The sequence below is a fragment of the Chitinophaga sp. genome, from assembly GCF_035564935.1.
GTDB lineage: Bacteria > Bacteroidota > Bacteroidia > Chitinophagales > Chitinophagaceae > Chitinophaga.
On sequence record NZ_DATMTE010001060.1, the window covers coordinates 1 to 10,947 of the forward strand.

6 protein-coding genes are annotated in these 10,947 nt (G+C 45.7%); 1 reads left to right on the forward strand and 5 read right to left on the reverse strand.

The genetic code is table 11. The annotated features are described in order from the left end of the window. Positions 1-31 precede the first annotated feature (31 nt). Positions 32-910, forward strand: a complete 879-nt coding sequence (locus VN105_RS27520; protein ID WP_325646310.1) for a class I SAM-dependent methyltransferase — start codon at positions 32-34, stop codon at positions 908-910. A 98-nt stretch (positions 911-1,008) separates the two neighbouring features. On the opposite strand, the gene VN105_RS27525 is transcribed toward VN105_RS27520, so the two are convergent. The 5 genes from VN105_RS27525 to VN105_RS27545 form a co-directional block, all read right to left on the reverse strand. Next, the gene (locus VN105_RS27525) at positions 1,009-2,499 is read right to left on the reverse strand and encodes a pectate lyase (RefSeq protein WP_325646312.1); all 1,491 of its coding nucleotides are present in this window, start codon (positions 2,497-2,499) and stop codon (positions 1,009-1,011) included. Positions 2,500-2,550: 51 nt separating this feature from the next. Next, on the reverse strand, positions 2,551-4,101 hold the full coding sequence (locus VN105_RS27530) for a DUF5123 domain-containing protein (RefSeq protein ID WP_325646314.1): 1,551 nt from the start codon (positions 4,099-4,101) through the stop codon (positions 2,551-2,553). A gap of 31 nt (positions 4,102-4,132) precedes the next feature. After that, the gene (locus VN105_RS27535; protein ID WP_325646316.1) at positions 4,133-5,935 is read right to left on the reverse strand and encodes a RagB/SusD family nutrient uptake outer membrane protein; all 1,803 of its coding nucleotides are present in this window, start codon (positions 5,933-5,935) and stop codon (positions 4,133-4,135) included. Positions 5,936-5,961: 26 nt separating this feature from the next. Continuing rightward, positions 5,962-9,447 carry a TonB-dependent receptor gene (locus tag VN105_RS27540; RefSeq protein ID WP_325646318.1) on the reverse strand — a complete coding sequence of 1,162 codons (3,486 nt, stop codon included), beginning with the start codon at positions 9,445-9,447 and terminating at the stop codon, positions 5,962-5,964. Positions 9,448-9,625: 178 nt separating this feature from the next. Next, complete coding sequence (locus tag VN105_RS27545) at positions 9,626-10,843, reverse strand: FecR family protein (protein ID WP_325646320.1); 1,218 nt, start codon at positions 10,841-10,843, stop codon at positions 9,626-9,628. Positions 10,844-10,947: the final 104 nt, after the last annotated feature.

Genomic DNA, 10,947 nt, shown 5'->3' on the forward strand with positions numbered 1-10,947 from the left:
GTTATGATCTCCGGCATATAAACACAGTTTCATGATTGAAATCTTCAAAACAAATATCCAGGAACCAGCGCAGGCAGCAACCGTGTTAAAGTCGCTTGAAGAAATGCTTCCAGGCGCACGCATTAACTTTGATCATAACGACTACGATAAAATAATCCGTGTGGAGGCGCCGGCAGTTAATACAGACGCCATCATTTCAACCATCCACGCGTTGGGATTTGTATGCAAACTAATGGAAGACAAGATCTGTATCAGGAACAAACCCTCCTCTCACGAAACAGGATCATTCTGGGAATCCAGCTTTATTGACAAGCAAGCTATGTGGGGATTTGAGCCGGCTGAATCGACCCTTTTAGCAAAGGATTTTTTTATAAAAGAAGGTATTAAAGATATATTGATCCCAGGCATAGGATATGGCAGAAATGCAAAAGTGTTTATAGACAATGGCATTAAGGTAACAGGCATCGAAATTTCGAAAACGGCCATTGACCTGGCAAAAGCGCATTATGGTAACAGTATGAACATCTATCACGGCTCTGTAACAGACATGCCTTTTGATCATCATCGTTACGGGGGAATTTTCAGCTACGGATTAATTTACCTGCTGGATGATGAAGAACGGAAAAAGCTCATCCGGGATTGCTATAATCAGCTGCAACCCAATGGATACCTCTTCTTCTCCGTGATCTCAAAAAATTCACCTAATTACGGGATAGGTACCCAAATAGGTAAAGACCGTTTTGAAGCGACAAAGGGAGCCAAAATATTTTTCTACGACAATGAGTCTGTACAGGAGGAGTTCGGTGAATATGGGTTAACAGACTTTTTTGAGATAGAAGAACCTAATAAAATAATGCCGGGTAAACCTTCCTTCAGGTTTATTATTATAAAATGCAGGAAAGCATCATAAAAACAAAAAGCCCCTAAGGGGCCTTTGCTTTTATGAAATGCCGGCATGCTATTGAATTACTATTCTCTCTGTTCTAACCCCGATGCCGCTTCTCACCGCTACCAGACAAAAACGGCATGTGCATATACTACCGGCGCCGCACCGGTTACTGCGGTTGTAAGACTGTTCAGATAATTCTCCAGGTTGGTATAACCATTAGCAGCATAGCTATTACGATCGGAAGCATCGTTCGGATGTAAGCCATTTGCAATTTCGTAACTATCAGGCATGCCGTCATGGTCGCTGTCTGCCGGCGCAGGTGCAGACGCCAGTGCGGGCCAGGCGTTCACCGTTTGGCTGTAAGGCGTGCCGTGAGGATAACCACCCTGTACATCAATGATGCTACCGGTTCTGTTGCGCACATCATTCACTATTCTCTGATCAAGCGTATCGCGGCCAGGCAAAGAGCAGCCCGCACGTTGCAGCACCGCTTCAAACGCATCCACTGCAGGTTCTGTGTTTATGGGGTAACCGTGATTAAACGGCGTGGCAACCAGCACCTGCGCGGGGTTGGCAACGCTCACTCCCAGGGTATTGTCGGCAGTATTGGCCGGTGAGCCATCTACATAATTTCCATTTACATACCATTTCCCAAAAGGAAGCGTAGCGCTGTTGCTGGGATTGCATATACGGTACTTTACCCCGTTCCCTGTATTAGGTCCGTATTTATAATAATTATTGACTACGTTATAATTTCCGCCTTCACCTCCATAAACAGTATTGATGCCCCAATTGTAAATCACGTTATTACGGAAGTCTACGTTCTCTACACCAATAACAGAGGGGGTATAAGTGCTGATGCCCGCAAAGCGGGGATTACGGTTGCGGCAGTGGGCAATCAGGTTATGATGCATGCTTCCCCTCTTCGCGCCCCATATGCCACCATAACCGTGATGCTCGTAACCTGTGTCCCCGGTCTCAAAATGGTAAGAATAGTTCAGTGGTTCGGAGATCAGACACCATTGAATGGTGAGGTTATCGCCCCGGTAAATAGTAAGCGCTTCATCCGTGCTCCAGCTGGCGGTAACATGATCAACAATAATATTACCGGGTCCGGTGCCGCCAAAGGCGTCATCGCCACCGCTGCCATCAACAGGATTACCGTTTGCATCCACCTTCTTCTGGTATCTGTCCCCCAAACGGAAACGCATATACCGGACTATCACATTATCGCCACTGATACGCACGGGATAATCCGCCACGCATATCCCGTCGCCAGGCGCTGTTTGTCCCGCTAAAGTAGTATTGGCCTTTATATTTAGTCTTCCGTTGAGATGAATGGTACCTGAAACACGGAATACTACCGTCCGGTAAGTAGCCGGTGCAGTTAGCGCGTAACGCAGGCTTCCTGCCAATCCATCATCCAGCAGGTTGGTGACTTCAAAAACAGTAGTGGGTGTTGTTGTCGTGCCACGCCCGCCAGTGGTAAACATTCCTGCGCCTTCTGCCCCGGGAAAAGCAGGTACCTGCGCCTGCAAAGCAGGCGTGTTTAATAAAGCCAGCAAAGTTAACAGGCAACCTGCCAGCGGCTTGATTTTTATGTACAACATATAACCAGGAGGATTACTTAAAAAAAAGAGTTTACTGATTTTCGGATCATCTTATCTCCATCTCGGATCACCGGTACTGTTCCGGCCCGGGTAAGCATTATCCGCTATTTTGAAATTCCCATTGCCAGGGTCCTGCCATAATTGCCCAACAGGGCGGGTATAGGTGGTAATATTCGGTAAGTCGTTGCCTGCCGACAGGTGATCGGATGTGCGGTAATTATTATTAGCTCCGATCACCGTACCTGTACCAGCCCTCAAATCCTTAACGGTAGAAGCTCCGTTGCTGTTTTTCCCAATCCCGAAAATGCAGTTGCTTACGGTAATGCCATTAGCCACTTCATTGGCGTTATAATCAACATAAAAATTCTTACTATTACCCAATGGCGCTTCGTTAAAGGTACAATCCGATATCAATACAGCAGCTGAGCTTTGAGCGCTGGCAATCACACCCTCCACTTTGTAAATGGTACTATTGGTGATAGAAATATTATTGATCCTGCTGGAAGCTCCTATATTCAACACAAAATAGTTGCCTATACTGTCAATGATGCAATTGTCGATAATAAACTCGTTTACAGTAGTAGTGCCTGCCTGCAACCTGGTCATACCCCGGAATATTTCCGCACGGCTGTTAACAAATTTTATTTTCCCTACACTGGCGCTGTTACTGTTATTAAATACATAACGGCCACCATAGTTATCTCCCTGCATATATATGTCATTAAACTCTACGGAATCAATAACCGCCCCCGCTTCAAAGTTGAAATTGCTGGTAAAGAAGATCTTCGCCTGCGTAGTATTGGACAAATCCGGTGCGCTCATGATAACAAGCGATTTATTAAGACTGATGGTAGCAGAGATATTATATGTTTCTCCCCTTTTCAATAATACCGTACTTCCGGAGGGGAGCAACGGCAAAGTATCGGCCAGTACACCCGGCCTGCCGGTGAAAGCGGTAAGATCTACGATCGTTCCTGAAAACGGCGCTTTGGTACTAAAATCTGCATATCCTCTCTCTTCATTACCACTATATAGGAACACAATATACCGGGTAGAAGGTTCCAGGCCTTCCGCCACTTTATATTCGTTCACGATATCTCCCGGCGTTAATGCAATGGTGGCCGCCACTGAATTATCTGCGGCTTTTACAATTTTCACAGATGATACGGCGGCTCCTTTTGTAGTCCACCTTACCCGCACGGAGTTAAAGGTAATGTCGTCAATACCGGGCACTTTCAATATAGATGATAAAGTTTTGATGGCGCCTAAATCGGACCATCTTGAATTTAGCACTGTATCTGTAGCAACCGCTTTCACACGCACCTGGTACAGCTGATTGAACAGCAGCTTTTTTACAACTGCTGCATTGGTATCCAGTGATAACGACAAATCGGTGGTCCGGAAAGTGTCACGGCTTAACTGGACTTCGTAAGCAACTGCTCCCGCTATTTTTTGCCAGGACGCAACTACCGTATTGGAATCGGCGGTTAGCTCTCCTGCAATCACAGGTCTGAATAACCTCGATACAACAGCATCGTCCTTCTTTTTGCAGGATATATAGATACAGGAAGCTATTGCTAGGATGACAGAGATCTTTTTCATAATTGATTTATTTCCCGGAAAAATGTGCTGATTAATAACCGTATTCATTTTTTAAAGTACCCAGGCTGTTCGATATCACGGAGCTGTGCAAAGGCAGAATATACCGGACCGGGGTGTTTCCGGTATTATCAGTATATCCTCTCCATTGCCACAAGGTGTAATTTGCCGGTCCATCTGTTGTTGTATTCCACAGGTTACGCAGCCAGTTTATCTTAACATTGTACTCCGCCGGAACTGTGCCCGTTACCTTTTGAAACCTGTTTAAAAAAGAAAGGGTTTTATCGCTGTTTCTTTTTGCGTAGAGATAATCCGGGAGCTGACTGTACATACCTACGCCCGCTATCGCATCCTGCCCCATCTGGTTCAGCACTTTCCTGGTTTCAGCAATTTGCTTTCCATACAGGTTCCATCTTACCAGGTCAAACTTCCGCACCATTTCACCTCCCAGTTCCCATGCCCGTTCTTTAACAATGGCGTCAAAAAATGATTGCTTACTGCCAATCGCGGTAACGTAGGTCTCTACCTTGTCGCCCCACATAGCAGGAGGGAAAGCGCGCCGGCGAACCTTGCGCAGGGCGTCCCTTGCATCACCCGTAGGGCCGTACAGCTCATTCTCACTCTCTGCCAGCATTAACAGTACATCTGCATAACGCATAAGCGGCCAGTTGATACTGGTACCTTTCGACGAGGAAGGACCCAGCGGAGTCGGCACCAGCATGCGGTTCCATTTATTGATGGTAATGGAAGTCGGTCCCGTTGGTATCTGCGCCAAAGTATCGTTATACGAAATGATAGAACAGGTAGCAGCCAAACGAAGGTCAGTTGTATCAAACGAGTAATAATACGTAGGCGTAAGGATCATTTGAATGGTGGTAGCGCCGAATGAGTGATAACTGATTCCATTGGATACACCAACACCTACACACCAGCCAACATCTCCAAAGCCGGGCGCATAGGCTACCTCATACAATATATCACTGTTCACCGGTTTAATGTATTTATTCTCATTCATAAATACAGCGGCGTAATCAGTTAATTCCCTGGGCTTCAGGCTTACCAGTTTTTTACAGTATACATTGGCTATCTTATAATACTCCTGGTAGTCATCTTTCCGTTTCATCGTCATATCAGGATAAAGCCAGTAACCGCCGCGGATAAGCGCCAGCCGGGCAATCAGGCCGATGGCAAACTCCCGGTTAATACGTTCAATGCCATTATCCAGCTGATCGGCCCATTGCATTTTGGATTCGATGCCTATCAGGTCATTGATCAAAAAAGTCAGGATGGAATCCCGGCTTGTCCTGGGCAAATAAAAGTTATCCCCTGCACGGGATGGTTTAATGCTGAAAGGCACATCCCCCCAGTGATGTATCAGCAACATATACCAATACGCCCGTAAAACTTTTACCTCTCCCAGCAGGTTCAGGTAAGTTGCATTGGCAGGATCCTTTACCAGGGAAATAGTAGTGAGCCCATGTTCACATTCATTGGCTTTATTGATAGCGCTGTAAGCATTGTTCCAAACAGTGAGCAGATCGTTGTTGGAGGTGGTTGCTTCAAAAGACCAGAGATCGCGTCGTGCGCCATCCGGAGAAGCAGCTACTGAGTTGCCAACCTCTACATCTGTATTACCGGCAAAAAGCGTGGATACGCGTGATGTAAAGGCATCCTGGTTGAACATCGCATATACCATGTTAACCGTTTTCTTCGCATCCGGCTCTGATCCAAAAACATATTCTTCGGAAAACCTGGAAGCTGAATCAGAAGTCAGGTATTTCTTGCAGGAAGCAAGCAGGAATAATATAACGATGGAAAAATATAAAGGACGTTTCATTGTTTTTTTATTAATGTCTTGCTAAATCAGAAAGTTATATTTACACCTACCGTATACGAGCGGCTTTTGGGGAAAGCCGAGTAATCTACTCCCGGTACCAGCTGATTATAACCACTGTTCCTTGTAGTGCTTACTTCAGGATCATATCCACTGTATTTTGTCCATACAAATGCGTTATACACCGTTGCGTATATTCTTGCTTTCGTCATGTAAGCACCGGATATTATTTTTTTGGGCAACGAGTATCCCAGCGACAGTGTATTCAAACGCAGGAAGGAGCCATCTTCTACCGCCCCTGAATGAAAATAGGGAGCGGCGCCACCCATCGAAAAAGGAGACCAGGTTTTTGGATGGGGATTCAAGGCGGCCAGCTCTTTCAGATCTGTTACCAGGTTACCTTTTGCATCAATATAATGGAAGCGGTTATCGTAGCTGGAAGTGCTCAACAGGTTACCGTAGGTAGTTCTGTAAAGCATGTTGAAAGAAATTTTTCCGGTATTATAAATGTCATTGCCATATACCCAGTTAAAAATGGCCGACAGGTCAAATCCTTTACAGGCGGCATTCAATCCAAAGCCGCCGGTGGCCTTTGGTAAGGCGCTACCGATAATGGTGCGGTCGCTTGCATCAATAACACCATTGCCATCAAGGTCTTTTAATTTCAGCACGCCCGGCCGCAAACTTATTCCGCCGAGGTCCTGTTGCGCAGCGCCGTTTTTCAGAATGTATTTTCTTGCAACGGGATCGTAGCTGCTGAAATCATTCACTGTATACATGCCATCGGCTACATATCCGTACATCAAACCTATGGTGCGACCTACCATCAACCTGTAATCATCGATGCCTTTCAGATCGGTTCCGGCCCAGTTAGAGTTAAACGACCGCTCATCTACCCCATCCAGTTTATCAATTCTTGCACGGTTTATACCTATATTAAAGTTGACGCTTAAACTGAACGCCTTCTTATTAATGATGTCAGTGTTGAAGGTCAGTTCAATGCCACGGTTAGAGGTTTGCCCGATGTTTCGCTGCTGCGTGGAAAAGCCCGTTGTTTGCGGAATAGCAGATTGTACCAGCAGGTCTTTGGTAGTATTGTGGTAGAAGTCGAGCGTTGCGGATACCTTATTATGAAAAAGATCAAAATCGAAACCCACATTACGGGTCACCGTAGTTTCCCATTTTACATCCGGGTTGGTTAGCTGTGAACTGGCATAGGTATAATATGGATTAGGTATGTCACCCGCACCATACGGACGGTTGCTGCTCGGGGCAAATAAAAGCCGCCACTGATCCGCAGCAATATTGTTATTGCCCACAATACCATAGCTGGCCCTTAACTTCAGGTCAGAAACAAATTTCACATTGTTCATAAACTCTTCTGAAGAAATACGCCAGGCGAAAGACGCAGCAGGAAATATGCCCCATTGTTTTCCGGGTGCAAAACGTGTGGAGCCATCATAACGGGCGGTTAAATTTAAAATGTACTTCTCTTTAAACTGGTAAATGGCGCGACCAAAAAAGGATGCCGTTTTTTCCGGTGCTATTTCCGTTGTGCTGTGAATATCAGGCGTACCCAGGCCCATTGTTGCAAAGAGTTTCTGGGGAGTAATATCTACATTAAAATACTTCGCCCTGTTATATTCTTCAAACCCTTGTCCTCTTGCCAAAATTTCCTGTCCTACAAGAAAGTTCAGGTTATGCGTGGTACCTTTCTCCCATTGATAATTAATAGTATTCGTGAACCGGTAATCCTGCAATCTTGTTTGCGTAATTTCTCCCAGCGGCAGGTTTCCGCCTTCATTTCTCGCAGTGCCGGTTAAGGGTCCATAGTAACGGCGGTTCTCTGAAAAAGTTAACCCAAGACTATACTCAGAACGGTAAGTAATGTTTTTTGTGATTAACCACGACGCGCCTGCATTCACATTAAAAACGCGGTTGATACGCCTGCGGTAGTCCTGTGCCGATAACTGCAAGGGATTTATCAGGTTGCTTAAAAACTGTTCATAATCATCTCCGCTTCCGGGATCAATAATGATCATATCGGCAATTCCATTTACAGGCCGGGTGGTAATCCCGTCTCCTATACGAAAGCTGGCGCCTCCTGCCGAACCTGCGCCGTTCATAACAGGATGCGTATAACGCATGTTCATATCGAACTTCAGCGCCTTTGAGATGTTATGATTCAGTTTAAAATTGAGGTAATTGCGTATATAGCTGTTACTTGGAATTAACCCTGATTCCTTGTTGTAGGTATAGTTCAGGGCATACTTTGTGTTATCATTTCCACCGGTTAAGCTGATGTTATGTTGTTGTGAGTATGCCGGGCTGCCGTATAATTCCTGTTGCCAGTCGGTGCCTTTTTGGGTCTTATATATTTCCAGGTCATCGTAAACACCGAAGTACCTGGAAAAATTATCCACATCGCTCTGGCTTCTCAACCGTGCATACTCGTATTGCGCCAGTACAAATTCATAAGGAGAAAGCACTTCCAGCTTACGGGGCAACTGCCTGGCCTGAACAAAGCCGTTATAAGAAATAGTGGATTTGCCTCCTTTGGCGCTTTTTGTAGTAACAATCACCACTCCATTAGCGCCGGCAGCACCGTATATAGCTGCGGTGGCAGCGTCTTTCAGGATGTCGATGCTGGCAATATCAGAAGGAGCGATATCATTGATATTGCTAACTCTGAATCCATCCACAATAAACAGCGGATCATTGCTGCCTGTAATGGAACCACCGCCACGAACGCGTATCACGATCTCTGCACCAGGTTGTCCGTCTACCGTAGTTACCTGTACACCGGGCAGGCGGCCTGTGAGGGCTTCTGCGGCATTAGCCACCGGCGCTTTCTCCAGCTGGGCCCCGCTGATGGAAGATACCGTGCCAGTTAAATTCTTTCGTTTCACGCTCTGATAGCCAATCACCACCACTTCATTCATGTTCTTATTTTCCTCCTGGAGCATAATAACAATGGGAGCATTACCGGTAACAGTAACTTCCTTCGACTCGTAACCAACATAAGAGACATACAGCCTGGCATCTGGCCGGGAAATATTCATACTGAAATTTCCATCTTCATTACTCAGCGCTTTATTAGTAGTGCCTCTTTCTACTATAGTGGCGCCCGGCAGCGGTTCCTTGCTGCTACCGGTTATCTTCCCGGTTATCGGAATCGGGGCGCCGGCATGATCTTTCGGCGCCGGGGCGCCGTTAGTGGACAATTTCTCTGATACCACAATGGTTTTCTCCACAATGGAATAGGTAAACGGCAGTTGCGAAAAGCAAAGCTTAAGCGCCTGTTCAAGCGTGGCATTGCCAACAACAATGGTCACCTTATTGGCATTATTCAGCAATCCGTCTACATAAAAAAAAGCATAACCTGTTTGCCGGGTGATCTCACGGAACACCTTTTCTGCAGGTACATTCTTTTCATTTAAAATAATTCCCTGTGCCGAAATAGTAGCGCCGGCCTGCAGGTAAGCCATAATCAGCAGGGCAATGGTCAGTTTCATTATTCGCGGGGATTTACCGCCGGATCGGAGGCATAGCAGGATGACGGCAAAGCATCTCCTAAACGATGCTTTTCCAAAGACAATCGATGACATAATTTGTTCCTCTTTTGGTTGAAGAAAATAGTGGTGCTACATCTTTTCAGCTGAACTTACAGGCGCCGGTACGGTATTCAGGGCTTTATCTTTGTGATCCAACCGCTTCTGATCCGGTCCCGCTCTGCCTTACTACAATGTTTTTCCCGTGGATTTCAAATCGTACTTTATTGGTTAATTCTAAAATTTTAAACAACTGCTCAGCATTGGCACTCCTGGAAATCTGTCCTGAAAAGCGTGCTGAAATACCTCCCTTATACTCAATCCGGATATCATACCATCTTGCGGCCTGCCGTAAAACTGTTTCAATATCTGCTGCCTGGAATTGGAACATACCATTCTTCCATGCTATTACTTCTTCCGTGTTTACATTATCCTGCAATTTCATTTCCCCATCGGCCATAACCGAAGCCTCCTGGCCTGGTTTCAACTTGCTGGCTTGTTTTCCACTGGTAACTTTTACACTGCCTTCAAGCAATGTTGTTTTAACAACAGGTTCATCTTTATAGCTATTGATATTGAAGCTCGTTCCCAGTACTTCTACATCTATATTGTTTGCGTGAACATGAAAGGGCATTTGCTCATTCCCGGCCACTTCAAAATACGCTTCCCCAACAAGTTCCACTTCCCTCTCTTTACCTGAAAAACTAACCGGGTAACGTAAGCTGGAAGATGCATTCAACCAAACTTTGGTTCCATCGGCCAATGTTAACTGGTACTGTCCTCCTTTAGGAATAATGATGGTATTATATACCGCTGCAGTTGTGGCATCGCCTGTTGGTTTATATGCTACCTGCCCGTTGCTTAGCTTAATAATTCCGGCCCGGCCCTGCTGTACCAATGCACCTTCATCTAAACTGTCGAGATCCAGCATGGCGCCGTTACCCAGCTTTAATACCGCCCTGTTGCCTCCCGGTGGAAGAGTAACTCCCTGGTCAGGTGTACCTGCCTGCGCTACTTCGTTTTTCAATGGTGTTTTTAATGCGAACCACCAATAACCTGTAGCCAGCACCAGTACAAAAACGGCAGCAACAGCTATTCGTTTTATATAAAGGAAAATTGTTCCGGAGCGTTTTCTGTTTGTGCTGATATCCCCCTGCAAATGATTTTGTATAGCTTCCAGCACTTTGTTATCCGGTTCGCCTTCAAGGGCATGCTCTTCCAGCTCCTTGTCAATAATACCTTCCAGCCGGCTTTTATACGCCGGTTCTTTTAACATGCGGCTAAAGATCTTCCACTCCTGTTCAGTCATCCTGCCTGTCAGATACTTATCTAATAACTCCTGAAAAATATTATGCTCCATAACGTTCAATTCAATTCCAAAAAGCAGCCGTATTATTAAAGACGCATAGCCAAACCAAAAGGGGACGTTGGTTCAAAAAAAAATTATGCGAAGATCTGGTCGAT